The organism is Burkholderia sp. BCC0397, from assembly GCF_902832865.1.
Classification (GTDB): domain Bacteria; phylum Pseudomonadota; class Gammaproteobacteria; order Burkholderiales; family Burkholderiaceae; genus Burkholderia.
On the sequence record NZ_CADFDL010000002.1, the window covers coordinates 1,077,393 to 1,093,478 of the forward strand.

Annotated in this window: 15 protein-coding genes; 13 read left to right on the forward strand and 2 right to left on the reverse strand. The window is 65.8% G+C overall.

The annotated features are described in order from the left end of the window. The first annotated feature begins 5 nt into the window (after window positions 1-5). On the forward strand, window positions 6-1,094 hold the full coding sequence (gene rpoS / locus HWX03_RS09775; RefSeq protein WP_175819708.1) for an RNA polymerase sigma factor RpoS: 1,089 nt from the start codon (window positions 6-8) through the stop codon (window positions 1,092-1,094). A 3-nt stretch (window positions 1,095-1,097) separates the two neighbouring features. Next, window positions 1,098-1,874 carry a 3'-5' exonuclease gene (locus HWX03_RS09780; protein WP_174390436.1) on the forward strand — a complete coding sequence of 259 codons (777 nt, stop codon included), beginning with the start codon at window positions 1,098-1,100 and terminating at the stop codon, window positions 1,872-1,874. A 30-nt stretch (window positions 1,875-1,904) separates the two neighbouring features. Here HWX03_RS09780 and HWX03_RS09785 read toward each other — a convergent pair whose 3' ends face one another. Next, a complete protein-coding gene (locus HWX03_RS09785) occupies window positions 1,905-2,759 on the reverse strand; it encodes an endonuclease/exonuclease/phosphatase family protein (RefSeq protein ID WP_175871096.1) in 855 nt (284 codons plus the stop codon). A 327-nt stretch (window positions 2,760-3,086) separates the two neighbouring features. Between HWX03_RS09785 and rlmD the strand changes: the two genes are divergently transcribed. Beyond that, the gene (gene rlmD, locus HWX03_RS09790) at window positions 3,087-4,391 is read left to right on the forward strand and encodes a 23S rRNA (uracil(1939)-C(5))-methyltransferase RlmD (protein WP_254616752.1); all 1,305 of its coding nucleotides are present in this window, start codon (window positions 3,087-3,089) and stop codon (window positions 4,389-4,391) included. A 63-nt stretch (window positions 4,392-4,454) separates the two neighbouring features. Here rlmD and HWX03_RS09795 read toward each other — a convergent pair whose 3' ends face one another. Next, window positions 4,455-5,153, reverse strand: a complete 699-nt coding sequence (locus HWX03_RS09795) for a Bax inhibitor-1/YccA family protein (RefSeq protein WP_151068224.1) — start codon at window positions 5,151-5,153, stop codon at window positions 4,455-4,457. A 249-nt stretch (window positions 5,154-5,402) separates the two neighbouring features. Between HWX03_RS09795 and ndk the strand changes: the two genes are divergently transcribed. The 10 genes from ndk to hflX all read left to right on the forward strand — a co-directional run bounded on the left by ndk (window position 5,403) and on the right by hflX (window position 16,080). Next, complete coding sequence (ndk, locus tag HWX03_RS09800) at window positions 5,403-5,828, forward strand: nucleoside-diphosphate kinase (protein ID WP_174383085.1); 426 nt, start codon at window positions 5,403-5,405, stop codon at window positions 5,826-5,828. Between the two features lie 55 nt (window positions 5,829-5,883). After that, window positions 5,884-7,023 (forward strand): 23S rRNA (adenine(2503)-C(2))-methyltransferase RlmN, encoded by a 1,140-nt coding sequence (gene rlmN / locus HWX03_RS09805; protein WP_011549686.1) that lies wholly within the window; start codon window positions 5,884-5,886, stop codon window positions 7,021-7,023. A gap of 163 nt (window positions 7,024-7,186) precedes the next feature. Next, window positions 7,187-8,203 carry a helix-turn-helix domain-containing protein gene (locus tag HWX03_RS09810; RefSeq protein ID WP_175871097.1) on the forward strand — a complete coding sequence of 339 codons (1,017 nt, stop codon included), beginning with the start codon at window positions 7,187-7,189 and terminating at the stop codon, window positions 8,201-8,203. Between the two features lie 112 nt (window positions 8,204-8,315). Beyond that, window positions 8,316-9,620, forward strand: a complete 1,305-nt coding sequence (ispG, locus tag HWX03_RS09815) for a flavodoxin-dependent (E)-4-hydroxy-3-methylbut-2-enyl-diphosphate synthase (protein ID WP_175871098.1) — start codon at window positions 8,316-8,318, stop codon at window positions 9,618-9,620. A gap of 20 nt (window positions 9,621-9,640) precedes the next feature. Beyond that, window positions 9,641-10,981 (forward strand): histidine--tRNA ligase, encoded by a 1,341-nt coding sequence (gene hisS, locus HWX03_RS09820; protein WP_175819714.1) that lies wholly within the window; start codon window positions 9,641-9,643, stop codon window positions 10,979-10,981. 58 nt (window positions 10,982-11,039) lie between these two features. Continuing rightward, window positions 11,040-11,669 carry a tetratricopeptide repeat protein gene (locus HWX03_RS09825; protein WP_175871099.1) on the forward strand — a complete coding sequence of 210 codons (630 nt, stop codon included), beginning with the start codon at window positions 11,040-11,042 and terminating at the stop codon, window positions 11,667-11,669. A 41-nt stretch (window positions 11,670-11,710) separates the two neighbouring features. Further along, a complete protein-coding gene (gene bamB, locus HWX03_RS09830; RefSeq protein ID WP_174433730.1) occupies window positions 11,711-12,856 on the forward strand; it encodes an outer membrane protein assembly factor BamB in 1,146 nt (381 codons plus the stop codon). A gap of 247 nt (window positions 12,857-13,103) precedes the next feature. Next, window positions 13,104-14,441: a ribosome biogenesis GTPase Der gene (der, locus tag HWX03_RS09835; RefSeq protein ID WP_014896912.1), complete on the forward strand. Its 1,338-nt coding sequence runs from the start codon at window positions 13,104-13,106 to the stop codon at window positions 14,439-14,441. A 154-nt stretch (window positions 14,442-14,595) separates the two neighbouring features. Beyond that, window positions 14,596-14,835, forward strand: coding sequence for an RNA chaperone Hfq (gene hfq, locus HWX03_RS09840; protein ID WP_006399927.1), 240 nt, complete (start codon window positions 14,596-14,598; stop codon window positions 14,833-14,835). A gap of 72 nt (window positions 14,836-14,907) precedes the next feature. Then, window positions 14,908-16,080 carry a GTPase HflX gene (gene hflX / locus HWX03_RS09845; RefSeq protein ID WP_175871150.1) on the forward strand — a complete coding sequence of 391 codons (1,173 nt, stop codon included), beginning with the start codon at window positions 14,908-14,910 and terminating at the stop codon, window positions 16,078-16,080. The last annotated feature ends 6 nt before the right edge of the window (window positions 16,081-16,086 follow it).

Below are 16,086 nucleotides of genomic sequence, written 5' to 3' on the forward strand. Positions count from 1 at the left end.
CGACCATGCCGAAATCGAAGCGCCACGAGCCGCAAGCCGAGTCTGAGAAGATCAGTCGTGCCACGCAAGCATCGGTGGGGCGAGTGGGTGCTTCGACGGACGACGAGGACGACGTCGCGGAAAACGATCGTGATCTCGAGGCACGCGACACCGAGGCCGAGGGTGGCGACGACGAGCGCGAAGGCCGCCAGGAAGCAGCGCCCGACGTCGACGATTTCCGCACGCTGCTGCAGGCCGAGCTCACGGCCGATACGATCCAGCATTACCTGAACCGCATCAGCGTGAAGCCGCTGCTGACCGTCGAGGAAGAGCAGCGCTATTCGCGCCTGGCGAAGGCCGGCGAATTCGAGGCGCGGCAGGTGATGATCGAGCGCAACCTGCGTCTCGTCGTCAGTATCGCGAAGGGGTACCTGAACCGCGGCGTGCCGCTGCTCGACCTGATCGAGGAAGGCAATCTCGGCCTGATGCACGCGATCGAGAAATTCGACCCGACGCGTGGTTTCCGTTTCTCGACCTACGCGACGTGGTGGATCCGGCAGAGCATCGAGCGGGCGATCATGAACCAGGCCCGCACGGTGCGCCTGCCCGTGCACGTGATCCGCGAACTGAACCAGGTGCTGCGCGCGAAGCGCCACCTCGAAAAGAATTCGATGTCGACGGGCGAGGCGGCCGAACGCCGCGAAGCCAGCATCGACGACATCGCCTATCTCACCGGCAAGACCGCCGAGGAAGTCACCGATATCCTCGCGCTCAACGAACACACGGCGTCGCTCGATGCACCGCTCGACCTCGATCCCGCGAGCAGCCTGCTCGACCTGCTGCCCGACGACCAGAGCCAGTCGCCCGACGCCGAGGTGCAGCACCGCGAGCTCGAAACGCTGACGCGCGCGTGGCTGTCGCGGCTGTCCGACAAGCACCGGCACGTGATCGAGCGCCGCTTCGGCCTGAACCACATCGAACCGGCGACGCTCGAGGAGCTCGCCGACGAGATGGGGCTCACGCGCGAGCGCGTGCGGCAGATCCAGCAGGAAGCGCTGGTGCGCCTCAAGCGGTTCTTCGCCTCCAACGGCGTGCGCAAGGACGCCGTTCTGTAACCAATGACTCCGATTCTTGTTTTTGACATCGAGACGATTCCCGATGTCGACGGCATTCGCCGTCTGGAAGACCTGCCCGCGACGCTCGACGATGCCGCGGTGGCCGAACACGCGTTCGCCGCGCGCCGCGAGAAGACCGGCGGCGATTTCCTGCCGCACCACCTGCAGCGGATCGCGGCGATCTCGTGCGTGTTCCGCGACAACAACGGTTTTCGCGTGCGCTCGCTCGGGACGCCGCAGGACGACGAAGCCACGCTGATCCAGTCGTTCTACCGCGTGATCGAGAAATACACGCCGCAGCTCGTGTCGTGGAACGGCGGCGGTTTCGATCTGCCGGTGCTGCACTACCGTGCGCTCGTGCACGGCATTCCCGCCACCCGCTACTGGGATCTCGGCGAGGACGACCGCGAATTCAAGTGGAACAACTACATCGCGCGCTATCACTCGCGGCATACCGACCTGATGGATGTGCTCGCGATGTATCAGGCGCGCGCGAACGCGCCGCTCGACGCGCTCGCGAAGCTGTGCGGCTTTCCGGGCAAGCTCGGGATGGACGGCAGCCAGGTATGGCCGGCGTTCCAGGACGGGCGGATCGACGAAATCCGCAACTATTGCGAAACCGACGTCGTCAACACCTACCTGCTGTATTGCCGGTTCCAGTTGATGCGCGGCGGCCTGACGCCGAGTGAGTACGCGGACGAGATCCTGATCGTGAAGAACGCGCTTGCGCAGGAACCGGCGCCGCACTGGGTCGAATACCTGGCCGGCTTCGCCGCGTAGCGCGGGCGGCCTGCGCGGCAACCGGCGCGATCAGGCCAGTTCCAGCAGCACCGGCTGGTGATCGGACGCGCGTACGTCGCCGTCGATCTCGCAGCGGACGACGCGCGGCAACAGCGTGTCGGTCACGAACACGAAATCGCACGCGAGCGGCCCCTCCGACCATTGCACCGTATCGTAGACGCCGGCCGTCGGCGGCGGCGTACGGCCGGGATGCCGTGCGACCCATGCGTCGACGAAACTCGGCGCGTCGGCCATCGGCTCCAGGAAACGGCGGTACGCATCGCTGTCGAATGCACTGTTGAAATCGCCGCAGACGATCGCATCGCGCGGTTGTCCGGTCGCGCTGAACGGCCCCTCGGCGGTTTCGGCGGGAGCGGGTTGTTCCGCGTGCGCGCAGGCGTCGCGATGCCGGTCGCGCAGCGCGTCGACCTGCGCAAGCCGCTGGCGCGCCGAGTAATACTCCAGATGCGTGGTAACCACGCGCAACGCCCCGAAGGGCGCCTGCAACTCGATATCGAGCGCGACGCGCGGCATCGACGGCGCGCCGGCGTCGGCCGGCCACGGCAGCGATTGGCGCAGCACGCGCCCGACCGGCAGCCGCGTCGCGATCGCGTTGCCGAACTGGCGGCGCGGTGCGTCCGGCCGGATCGCCGGCAGGTCGGCGCCGATGGCGTCGACGATCGTATAGCCGGGCAGCAGCGCCGCGAGTTCAGCGAACTGGTCGGTGCGTGGCCGGCCGGGCAGTGCGTCGAAGCCGCGTGTGACCTCCTGCAGGCACAGCACGTCGAAATCGCCGAGCCGGCGGATGGCCGCGACGGTACGGGAGAGGTCGACGACGCCGTCCGCGTCTCGACCCCATTGGATGTTCCAGTCGATCAATCGCATGGTCGAATCTCCTGAGATTCTTTCCGGCGAGCACAACCCGTGCCGCCGGTCGGCCGTGCGCGGTGCGTTGCATCCGTGCCGGCGGCGCGGCGGCGGGGTATCTGTCTGCGGACCATTCTCGCGCCGCGCAGCGCGCCATGCACATCGGCATCGACGCTTGCGCGACGAAAGCGGGCGACGGGGGCCTTCGTCGTCTACAATCTCGCCTTCTTCAACGTTTGTCAGGAAAAGCTGGTGTCCGAAGCCGTCCCCACTTCTGCGCGCAAATCGAAAAACGCGCCCGTCGCGCCCGGGCCCGCCCCGGTTCTCGAGATCGAATCGCTCGACATGGAAGCGCGCGGTGTCGGCCGCACGATGACCGAGGACGGTCAGCCGGGCAAGGTGATCTTCGTCGAAGGCGCGCTGCCGGGCGAGCGCGTGACCTATTCGAGCTATCGCCGCAAGCCGAGCTACGAGCAGGCGACGGTCGTCGACATTCTGCGCCCGAGCGTGATGCGCACGCAGCCGAAATGCAAATTCTTCGGCACCTGCGGCGGCTGCTCGATGCAGCATCTCGACATGCGCGCGCAGGTGGCGGTCAAGCAGCGCGTGCTCGAAGACAACCTGTGGCACCTGGCGAAGCTGCGCGCGGAAACGATGTTCGCGCCGATCCACGGTCCGTCGTGGGGCTATCGCTACCGGGCGCGCCTGACCGTGCGCAACGTCGCGAAGAAGGGCGGCGTGCTGGTCGGGTTCCACGAGAAGAAGAGCAGCTATGTCGCCGACATGACGAGCTGCGAAGTGCTGCCGCCGCACGTGTCGGCAATGCTCGTGCCGCTGCGCCGGCTCGTCGAGGGGCTGTCGATTCGCGACCGGATGCCGCAGATCGAACTCGCGGTCGGCTCGGCCGTCACGGCGCTCGTGCTGCGGGTGCTGGAGCCGATCAACGCGGACGACGAAGCGCTGCTGCGCGCGTTCGCGGACGAGCACAACGTGCAGTTCTGGCTGCAGCCGAAGGGGCCGGACACGGTGACGCCGTTCTATCCGCTCGACGTATCGCTCGATTACACGCTGCCGGAATTCGGCATCCGCATGCCGTTCAAGCCGACCGACTTCACGCAGGTCAATCACCAGATCAACCGCGTGCTGGTGGGCCGGGCGCTGCGCCTGCTCGCGCCGTCGCGCGACGATCGCGTGCTCGACCTGTTCTGCGGGATCGGCAACTTCACGCTGCCGCTCGCGCGGCTGTCGCGCGAAGTGATGGGCATCGAGGGCAGCGACACGCTGACCACGCGCGCGCTGGCGAACGCACGCGAGAACGGGGTCGACGGCCACACGACGTTCGCGTGCCGGAACCTGTTCGAAGTGACGGGCGACGATCTCCGCGCGCTCGGCGCATTCGACAAGTTCCTGATCGACCCGCCGCGCGAAGGCGCGCTCGCGGTGTCGAAGGCGCTGGCCGAGATCGCGCAGAGCGGCGAAGGCCCGCTGCCGAAGCGCATCGTCTACGTGTCGTGCAACCCGTCGACGCTCGCGCGCGATGCGGGCCTGCTCGTGCACGAGGCCGGCTACCGGCTGAAGGGCGCCGGGGTCGTGAACATGTTCCCGAATACGTCGCACGTCGAATCGATCGCGCTGTTCGAGCGCGACTGAGCCGGGCGGCGGACGTAAAAAAACCGGCCCGCGGGCCGGTTTTTTCATGGTGCGCAGCGAACGTCAGTTGCGGTTGCCGCCGAAGATGCCGAGCAGCGCGAGCAGGTTCGTGAACACGTTGTACAGGTCGAGGTAGATCGCGAGCGTGGCCGAGATGTAGTTCGTCTCGCCGCCGTTCACGACGCGCTGGACGTCGAACAGCATGTAGGCCGAGAAGATCGCGATCGCGAGCACCGACACGGTGAGCATCAGTGCCGGCAGTTGCAGGAAGATGTTCGCGACCGACGCGAGCAGGATCACGATCACGCCCATGAACAGCCACTTGCCGAGCCCGGAGAAGTCGCGCTTGCTGACGGTGGCGACCGTCGCCATCGTGGCGAAGATGATGCCGGTGCCGCCGAACGCGAGCATGATCAGCGACGGGCCGTTCGAGAAGCCGAGGATGAAGCTCAGCAGCCGCGACAGCATCAGGCCCATGAAGAACGTGAAGCCGAGCAGCACGAACACGCCGGCCGCGCTGTTTTTGGTCCGCTCGATCGCGAACATGAAGCCGAACGCGATCGCGAAGAACGCGAGCAGGCTCATCATCGGGCTCGTGGCCGCGAACAGCGAGAAGCCCGTCGCGACGCCGACCCAGGCGCCCAGCACGGTCGGCACCATCGACAGCGCGAGCAGCCAGTACGTGTTCCGCAGCACGCGGTTGCGAACCTCAGCGGTGCTGACGGAACCGCCGCGGCCGAAATTGTACGGATAGTCGTTCATGGTTTCTCCTAACATTGAACGCGTGGGCGTCCGGGGCCGGTTCGGCGCGCGCGATGTGCGGCGCAGCAAACCGGGGCAGCTATGGCTAAGATACGTTCCGTGCCGCGAGGTTTCAATGGCTCGGCGGAACAAAACATATGGATTCTGAACCTTTCATTCGTGTAAGGGTTCAATCGCAATGATACACGGGATCGTGCTACAATAGCGGATTCATTTGAACCTGTAACTTCTTAATTTTTTGGAGTTTTTATGGCAATCGAGCGCACCCTGTCGATCATCAAGCCGGATGCGGTGGCAAAGAACGTGATCGGCCAGATCTACAGCCGTTTCGAAGGCGCCGGCCTGAAGATCGTCGCATCGCGCATGGCACACCTGTCGCGTGCTGACGCAGAGAAGTTCTACGCAGTTCACGCAGCGCGTCCGTTCTTCAAGGACCTCGTCGATTTCATGATCTCGGGCCCGGTGATGATCCAGGTTCTGGAAGGTGAAGGCGCGATCCTGAAGAACCGCGACCTGATGGGCGCGACGGATCCGAAGAAGGCGGAACAGGGCACGATCCGCGCCGACTTCGCCGACAGCATCGACGCGAACGCCGTGCACGGCTCGGACGCTGCGGAAACGGCAGCGGTCGAAATCGCGTTCTTCTTCCCGGAAATGAACGTTTACTCGCGTTAAGCCCTGGCTGACAGCAAGTAGGCAGGATTCAGCGCACGCGGCAAGGCAGCACATCATGACGAGCGAAACTTCCGTCAATCTTCTCGACTTCGACGCCGAGGGTCTTGTCGCGTACTGCGGCAGCCTGGGCGAGAAGCCGTTCCGCGCCAAGCAGTTGCAGCGCTGGATCCACCAGTACAACGCCGGCGATTTCGACGGCATGACCGATCTCGCGAAGTCCCTGAGAGAAAAGCTCAAGGGCCGCGCGTCGATCGTGATGCCCGACATCGCCAGCGATCACGTTTCCACCGACGGCACGCGCAAGTGGCTGATCGACGTCGGAAACGGCAATGCGGTCGAAACCGTGTTCATCCCGGAAGAGACGCGCGGCACGCTGTGCGTGTCGTCGCAGGCCGGGTGCGCGGTGAACTGCCGCTTCTGTTCGACGGGCAAGCAGGGCTTCTCCCGCAACCTGTCGACAGCCGAAATCATCGGCCAGCTCCGGATGGCCGAATTTGCATTGCGAGCGTCGCTGGGCCGCGCGCCCGGCCCGAACGGCAAGGCCGAACGGGTCGTCACCAACGTGGTGATGATGGGCATGGGTGAGCCGCTCCTGAATTACAGCGCGGTCGTGCCCGCGATGCGGCTGATGCTCGACGACAACGCGTACGGCCTGTCGCGCCGTCGCGTCACGCTGTCGACGTCCGGCGTGGTGCCGATGATGGACCGCCTCGGCGCTGAGTTGCCGGTCGCGCTGGCCGTTTCGCTGCATGCGCCGAACGATGCGCTGCGCGACGAGCTGGTGCCGCTCAACAAGAAGTATCCGCTTCGCGAGCTGATGGCTGCGTGCCAGCGTTATCTGAAAGTCGCGCCGCGCGACTTCATCACGTTCGAATACTGCATGCTCGACGGCGTCAACGACACCGAAGCGCATGCGCGCGAACTGCTGGCCGTCACGCGCGACGTGCCGTGCAAGTTCAACCTGATCCCGTTCAATCCGTTTCCGGAATCGGGCCTCATCCGCTCGAAGCCGGAGCAGATCAAGCGCTTCGCGCAGGTCCTCATCGACGCGGGTGTCGTCACCACCGTGCGCAAGACGCGCGGCGACGACATCGACGCTGCGTGCGGGCAACTGGCCGGCGCGGTGAAGGATCGTACGCGCCTCGCGGAACGAACGGGCGCAGCAGGAAAAATCATCGAAGTTCGGGCGGTTTGACGGGGGCACCTGGCCGGGGTGCCCGAACCCTTTGGCGGTGCAACACGCGAATAGCGATCGGTCGCGGCGCCTCGGCGCCGCGCATGGTACGGACCGTTGCGGGTGCCGGCCGGCGGGAGCCGGCGGCAGCCGCCAGTGAAGAAGAATCGACGCGAGGACAAGGATGAGTGAGCCGCAGCCGTCTAACGGCGCAGAGACGAATGCCGCGAAACCGGCACCGGCGGGACTGGAATCGCTGGCGGCGGTCGGCAGCCGGCTGGCGCAGCTTCGGGAGACGAAGGGCTGGTCGGTCGACGACGTGTCGGCGCGACTCAAGGTCGCACCGCAAAAGCTCCGGGCGCTCGAGGCCGGCGACATCAGCCATTTGCCCGGCGTGACGTTCGCGCTCGGGGTCGTGCGCAGCTACGCGAAGATGCTCGGCGTCGATCCGGAACCGTTCGCGCAGGCGCTGCGCCGCGAGCGCGGGGTGCCGGAAGTCGACCTGTCGATGCCGGCGTCGTCGGGCACGGATCTGCCGCGCGGCCGCGTGTCGATTCCGCTGGGCGGCTCGTCGCGCCACCATCCGTGGCTGTGGGGAACGGGGATCGTCATCGTCGCGGTGGTCGCCGTACTGATGTGGCACACTGGCGGCGATTCGTCGAGCCTGCTCGCGCGCTTCAAGGGCGGCGACGCCGAACATGCGTCGGCCGCGAGCGCGGCGGCGGCATCGTCGTCTGCCGAAGAAGCGGCCACGAACGGCGCGTCTGCGGCGGTGGCGAATGAGGTTCCGGCCCCGGCTGCTGCATCGGCTGCCCCGGCGCAGGCGATCGCGCCGGCTGTTCCGGCGCCCGCGGCCCCGGTCGCGACGGCGGCGGCATCGCAGCCCGTGGCGGCAACGGCAGCGGCGAGCACGGCCGCGCCGGCCCAGCCGGCGAGCGTCGTGGTCGCGGCAGGCCAGTCGACGGTCGAACTGAAGGTCAAGCAGGATTGCTGGTTCAGCGTGCGCGACAAGAACGGCAAGGAGCTGTTCTCGGCGCTGGTGCGCGCCGGCGAAACGAAGCAGGTTGCCGGTGACGGGCCGTTCAAGGTCACGATCGGCAACAAGGCCGGCCTCGACGCGGTTGCGTTCGACGGAAAACCGGTCGATCCGGCAAAATATTCGGCAGCGCGGGGTAACGTGGCGCGGTTCACGCTGCCCTGACGTCAAGCGCCGTGGCGAAGGCTTGCCGTCGGTATCGGCAGGCCGTGAGGGCACGGCGCTTTTTCAATTCATGCGCCGCGTCGCGGCGCATTCCGCGTAAATGGATCTATCGATGCAATCCGAAGCTCAATCCCCACGCAGCAGTCAGATTTGTTCAACCGAGCCGGTGTTCGGCGGGCATCAGCCGCGCCGCGTATCGCATGCGGTGGATGTCCGCTGGGGCGGGCAACTCGTGACGATCGGCGGCGACGCGCCGGTGCGCGTGCAGTCGATGACGAATACCGACACGGCCGATGCGATCGGCACGGCGATCCAGATCAAGGAACTCGCGAATGCGGGCTCCGAACTGGTGCGCATCACGGTCAACACGCCCGAAGCCGCGGCCGCCGTGCCGGCGATTCGCGAGCAGCTCGACCGGATGGGCGTGACCGTGCCGCTCGTCGGCGATTTCCACTATAACGGCCACCTGCTGCTGCGTGACTACCCGGGCTGCGCGGAGGCGTTGTCGAAGTACCGGATCAACCCCGGTAACGTCGGTCAGGGCGCGAAGCGCGACACGCAGTTCGCGCAGATGATCGAGGCCGCGGCGAAGTACGACAAGCCGGTGCGGATCGGCGTGAACTGGGGCAGCCTCGACCAGGATCTGCTCGCGCGCATGATGGACGAGAACGGCGCGCGGGCGCAGCCGTGGGACGCGCAGAGCGTGATGTACGAGGCGCTGATCCAGTCGGCGATCGGCTCGGCCGAGCGCGCGGTGGAGCTTGGCTTGGGCCGCGACCGCATCGTGCTGTCGTGCAAGGTCAGCGGCGTGCAGGACCTGATCGCCGTGTACCGCGAACTCGGCCGCCGCTGCGGCTTCGCGCTGCACCTCGGGCTGACCGAGGCCGGCATGGGTTCGAAGGGCATCGTCGCGTCGACGGCGGCGCTCGGTGTGCTGCTCCAGGAAGGGATCGGCGACACGATCCGCATCTCGCTGACGCCGGAACCGGGCGCGTCGCGCACCGGCGAAGTGATCGTCGGCCAGGAAATCCTGCAGACGATGGGTCTGCGCTCGTTCGCGCCGATGGTGATCGCGTGCCCGGGCTGCGGCCGCACGACGAGCACGCTGTTCCAGGAACTCGCGATGCAGATCCAGACGTATCTGCGCGAGCAGATGCCGGCCTGGCGCAAGGAATATCCGGGCGTCGAGAAGATGAACGTCGCGGTGATGGGCTGCATCGTCAATGGCCCGGGCGAATCGAAGCACGCGAACATCGGCATCAGCCTGCCGGGTTCGGGCGAGAACCCGGCCGCGCCTGTCTTCATCGACGGCGAGAAGGTCAAGACGCTGCGCGGCGAGCGGATCGCCGAGGAATTCCAGCAGATCGTCAGCGACTACGTCGCACGCAATTACGGCCGCACCGAGGCCCTGAACTAATTCGTCCACACACACGAACGATGACTGAACAGAAACGCAAGATCGAGAAGCTCACCGGCGTCAAAGGCATGAACGACATCCTTCCGCAGGATGCCGGCCTGTGGGAATTCTTCGAAGCTACCGTGAAATCGCTGCTGCGCGCGTACGGCTACCAGAACATCCGCACGCCGATCGTCGAACATACGCAGCTCTTCACGCGCGGCATTGGCGAAGTCACCGACATCGTCGAGAAGGAGATGTACAGCTTCACCGACGCGCTGAACGGCGAGAACCTGACGATGCGCCCGGAAAACACCGCGGCCGTCGTGCGTGCGTCGATCGAGCACAACATGCTGTACGACGGCCCGAAGCGGCTGTGGTACATCGGCCCGATGTTCCGTCACGAGCGTCCGCAGCGCGGCCGTTATCGCCAGTTCCACCAGGTCGGCGTCGAGGCGCTCGGCTTCGCGGGTCCCGATGCGGATGCCGAGATCATCATGATGTGCCAGCGCCTGTGGGACGACCTCGGCCTGACCGGCATCAAGCTCGAGATCAACTCGCTCGGCCTCGCCGAGGAGCGCGCCGCGCACCGCGTCGAGCTGATCAAGTACCTCGAGCAGTTTGCCGACGTGCTCGACGAGGATGCAAAGCGCCGCCTGTATACGAACCCGCTGCGCGTGCTCGACACGAAGAATCCCGCGCTGCAGGAAATCGCGCAGAACGCGCCGAAGCTGATCGACTTCCTCGGCGACGAGTCGCGCGCACACTTCGAGGGGCTGCAACGCCTGCTGCTCGCGAACAATATTCCGTTCAAGATCAACCCGCGTCTCGTGCGCGGCCTCGATTACTACAACCTGACCGTGTTCGAGTGGGTGACCGACAAGCTCGGCGCGCAGGGCACGGTCGCGGCCGGCGGCCGCTACGATCCGCTGATCGAGCAGCTCGGCGGCAAGCCGACCGCCGCGTGCGGCTGGGCGATGGGCATCGAGCGCATCCTCGAACTGCTGAAGGAAGAGGATCTCATGCCCGAGCAGGAAGGCGTCGACGTGTACGTCGTGCACCAGGGCGAAACCGCGCGCGAACAGGCGTTCATCGCGGCCGAGCGCCTGCGCGACACGGGCCTCGACGTGATTTTCCACTGCAGCGCCGACGGCGCGCCGGCGAGCTTCAAGTCGCAGATGAAGCGGGCCGATGCCAGCGGCGCCGCGTTCGCGGTGATCTTCGGCGAAGAAGAGGTCGCGAATGGCACGGTGGGCGTGAAAGCGTTGCGCGGCGCGGGTGCGGAAGGGGAAAAGAACGTTCAGCAGACCGTACCGGTCGAAAGCTTGACCGAATTCCTAATCAATGCGATGGTTGCATCCGCCGAAGACGGCGACGACTGATCGCGCTGGCATTCGCTCGACAAGAAAAGCCTGAACAGGAAGAAGGAATCGCTCGCCGATGAGTTATCACGACGAACAAGAATCGATTGAAAGTCTCAAGGCGTGGTGGGCCCGCTGGGGCAACCTCACCACGTGGATCGTGCTCGCGGCGCTCGTCGTCGCGGCCGGTTTCAACGGCTGGAACTACTGGCAGCGCCGTCAGGCTGCCGAGGCATCCGGGCTGTACGAGCAGGTCCAGAAGGCTGCCGCCGCGAACGACAAGGCGACGATGGCCCGCGCGGCCGCCGACATGGAAGACAAGTTCGGCCGCACGCCGTATGCGCAGATGACGGCGCTCGCGGCCGCGAAGACGCTGTATGCGGCCGGCGACGCGGCAGGCGCGAAGGCGCAGCTGCGATGGGCCGTCGATCACGCCAAGGACGACGAGTACAAGCAGATCGCGAAGCTGCGTCTCGCGTCGCTGCTGCTCGACGAGAAGGCGTACGATGCGGGCCTCACGCTGCTGTCGGGTACGCCGGTCGATGCATTCAAGGGCCTCGTGGCCGATCGTCGCGGCGATCTGCTGGCCGCGCAAGGCAAGGCCGACGATGCGCGCGCGGCTTACAAGCTCGCGCTCGACGGCCTGTCGAAGGACGACCAGTCTGCGCGCCAGCTCGTGCAGTTCAAGCTGGACGCGCTCGGCGGCTGAATCCCGGTCCCCTCAACCTCTTAACTCTGCTTCGCTAACCGATGAATTTGCTGAAACGTTACGCTGTGCCCGTTGCCTGCGCGGCGGCTGTCCTCGCTTTGGCGGCTTGCTCGTCGTCGAAGGACGCGCGCCGCGTGCCGACTCCGCTCACCGAGTTCAAGCCCGTCATGGACGTGCAACAGGTCTGGAAGGCGAGCGTCGGCAAGGGCGGGCGCTACCTGTTCTCGCCGGTGGCCGTGGGCGACGCCGTCTATGCGGCGGGCGAAAACGGTTCGGTCGAGAAGATCGACGCGAAGACGGGCCAGACGCTGTGGCGCTCGAAGGTCGGTTCGGACCTGTCGGCCGGTGTCGGCAGCGACGGCAACCTGACCGCGGTCGGTGCGTTGAAGGGCGGCGTGTTCGTGCTGGGCCCGGACGGCAAGCAGCTGTGGAAGACCAGCGTGCAGGGCGAGATCTTCTCGCCGCCGCTCGTCGGTAACGGCCTCGTGGTCGTCCGTACGATCGACGGCCAGGTGATCGCGTTCAACGCGCAGACGGGCGAGCAGAAGTGGAACTACCGCAACCGTGCGGTGCCGCTGAACCTGCGCGTGTCGGCCGGCATGACGTTCGCGGGCGACGCGGCCGTGCTCGCGGGCTTCCCGGGCGGCGGTCTGGTCGCGATCAACCTGCAGACGGGCGAGCCGTTCTGGCAGACCCCGGTGTCGTTCCCGAAGGGCGTGACCGAGGTCGAGCGCATCAACGACGTCAGCGGCCCGCCGACGCTCGTCGGCGCGGAAGCCTGCGCGGTGACGTTCCAGGGTCAGCTCGGCTGCTTCGATGCGAACTCGGGCCGTCCGCTGTGGGAAAAGGCGTTCTCGAGCCGCAGCGGCCTCGCGCAGGACGATTCGGTGGTCGCCGGCGGCGACGACTGGTCGGTCGTCACCGCGTACGATGCTGCTTCGGGCAACCAGCTCTGGCGCAACGACAAGCTGAAGAGCCGTGACGTCGGCGTGCCGTACCTGCTCGGGCATGCGGTCGTGATGGGCGATTACAAGGGCTTCGTGCACTTCCTGTCGCGCGAGGACGGCAGCTTCATCGCGCGGATGAAGACCGACGGCAGCGCGATTACGGCGGCGCCGGTCCTCGCGGGCAATACGCTCGTCGTGCAGACGAAGGATGGCGGCCTGTACGGGTTCCGCCCGCGCTGACGCGCAGGAAACAGGCGTGGCCGTGGCGCGGCGGGCGGGTCCCGCGCGCCGCGGCCGCGCGACTTGAAGGCGGCCGGCGTTCCCGGCCGCTCGGTATTTGAAAGGCAGTTCGAGACGAAAGACGACGGCGCGCGACGCACGCCGGGCGCGCGCATCCGAGGCGGCGCGAATTCGTGATATTTTCATTCAGCGCAGCCGCCCGCAGCAGCGGGCCTCCCGCTGCTGCGCTTCACCGTAGAAAACACAGATGAAACCGGTCATTGCCCTTGTTGGGCGCCCCAATGTGGGGAAATCCACGCTGTTCAACCGGCTCACGCGCTCGCGCGATGCGCTGGTCGCCGACTTGCCGGGCCTGACGCGCGATCGCCATTACGGCGAAGGGCGCGTCGGCGAGCGGCCGTACCTGGTCGTCGATACCGGCGGCTTCGAGCCCGTCGCGAAGGACGGCATCCTGCACGAAATGGCGCGTCAGACGCGGCAGGCCGTCGAGGAAGCCGACGTCGTCGTGTTCATCGTCGACGGCCGTAACGGGCTCGCGCCGCAGGACAAGTCGATCGCCGACTACCTGCGCAAGACCGGCCGGCCGATCTTCCTGGTCGTCAACAAGGCCGAGGGGATGAAGTACACGGCGGTCGCGACGGACTTCTACGAGCTTGGGCTCGGCGATCCGCGCGCGATCTCGGCCGCGCACGGCGACGGCGTGACCGACATGATCAACGAGGCGCTCGAAGTCGCGTACGCGGGCCAGCCCGAGGAAGCGGACGAGGACGATCCGTCGCGCGGCATCAAGATCGCGATCGTCGGCCGTCCGAACGTCGGCAAGTCGACGCTCGTCAACGCGCTGATCGGCGAAGATCGCGTGATCGCGTTCGACATGCCGGGCACGACGCGCGATTCGATCTACGTCGACTTCGAGCGTAACGGCAAGAAATACACGCTGATCGACACGGCCGGCCTGCGACGTCGCGGCAAGGTGTTCGAGGCGATCGAGAAGTTCTCGGTCGTGAAGACGCTGCAATCGATCTCCGACGCGAACGTCGTCATTCTTCTGCTGGATGCGCAGCAGGACATTTCCGACCAGGACGCGCACATCGCCGGCTTCGTCGTCGAGCAGGGCCGCGCGCTCGTGATCGGCGTCAACAAGTGGGATGGCCTCGACGACCACGCGCGCGACCGCGCGAAAGCGGATTTGACCCGCAAGCTGAAATTCCTCGACTTCGCGAAATCGCACTACATTTCGGCCGCGAAGAAGACCGGCATCGGCGCGCTGATGCGCTCGGTCGACGACGCGTACGCGGCGGCCATGGCGAAGCTGCCGACGCCGAAGCTCACGCGCGCGCTGATCGAGGCGGTCGAATTCCAGCAGCCGCGCCGTCGCGGCCCGGTGCGTCCGAAGCTGCGCTACGCGCACCAGGGCGGGCAGAATCCGCCGCTGATCGTGATCCACGGCAACGCGCTCGACGCCGTGACGGAAACGTACAAGCGTTACCTCGAAAACCGATTCCGCGAAACTTTCTCGCTGACCGGGACTCCATTGCGCATAGAGTTCCGTTCGTCGAACAACCCGTACGCGGACAAGGGCTGAAGCACGTCTGCAACGCGCGTCCCACAAGGGCTAGGCCACATGGCCTATGCCCGGGCGGGGCAGGCAAAATCAGCTATAGTGTAGCGATTGGCAGCGGATCTCTTTTTCTTCGCCGCCAATCCAGATCAACCTGCAAAAAAAGATGGAGTACGCCATGAGCAACAAAGGGCAATTGTTACAAGACCCGTTTTTGAACGCACTGCGCAAAGAGCACGTTCCCGTTTCGATCTACCTCGTCAACGGCATCAAGCTGCAAGGGAACATTGAATCGTTCGACCAGTACGTCGTGTTGCTCCGTAATACGGTGACCCAGATGGTTTACAAGCACGCCATCTCGACGGTCGTGCCGGCGCGCCCGGTGAATTTCCACCCGGACGCGGAAGCCTCGTCCTAACCTATTGCAGCGGCCGGCATCCGGTCGCCGCGAGCGACCGATGCCAGCCGCCTTATCTTGACACCCGATAATTTGATCAACGCAGCGCTCGTCGGCATCGATTTCGGTAAGACCGATTTCGAAGCCAGTCTCGAAGAACTCAGTCTTCTCGCCTCCAGTGCAGGGGCCCGTCCCGCCGTCACCCTCACGGGTCGTCGCGCAAGTCCCGATGCCAAGATGTTCATCGGCAGCGGCAAAGCCGAAGAACTGCGGCTTGCCTGCGACGCGCACAACGTCGAAATCGTCATCTTCAACCACGCGTTGGCGCCCGCCCAGCAACGCAATCTGGAGCAGGCACTTAACAGGCGCGTGGTCGATCGCACGAGCCTCATCCTCGACATCTTCGCGCAGCGTGCCCGCAGCCACGAAGGCAAGCTGCAGGTCGAGCTCGCGCAGCTTCAATACCTGTCGACCCGGCTGATTCGCGCGTGGACTCACCTCGAACGGCAAAAGGGCGGTATCGGCCTGCGCGGCCCCGGTGAAACCCAGCTCGAAACCGACCGCCGGCTGATCGGCGAACGCATCAAGATGCTGAAGTCGCGGCTCGATCGGCTGCGCCGCCAGCACAGCACGCAGCGTCGGCAGCGCGCGCGCAGCGGCACGATGTCGGTGTCGCTCGTCGGCTATACGAACGCGGGCAAGTCGACGCTGTTCAATGCGCTGACGAAAGCGCAGGCGTATGCGGCCGACCAGCTGTTCGCGACGCTCGATACGACGTCGCGGCGCGTGTACCTCGGCGACGAGGTCGGGCAGATCGTCGTGTCCGATACGGTCGGGTTCATCCGCGAGCTGCCTCACCAGCTCGTCGCGGCGTTTCGCGCGACCCTCGAGGAAACGATCCATGCGGATCTGTTGCTGCATGTGGTCGACGCATCGAGCGCGGTCAGGCTCGAGCAGATCGAGCAGGTCAACGGCGTGCTGCACGAGATCGGCGCGGACACGATCCGGCAGGTGCTGGTGTTCAACAAGATCGACGCCGTGCCCGAGCTGGCGGCCCGCGGCGACGCGGTCGAACGGGACGAGTATGGTAATATTTCGCGCGTCTTTTTGAGCGCGCGCACCGGTCAGGGTCTTGATACGTTGCGTGCCGCCATCGCCGAAATCGCCTCCGCGGAACACCTTTCCAGCGCGCCGTTACCCGACGTGCTCGATGGCACGTCCGCTGAACCGCACGAAGACCACACGATTTCCGAACACGGGCGCTAACCGGTC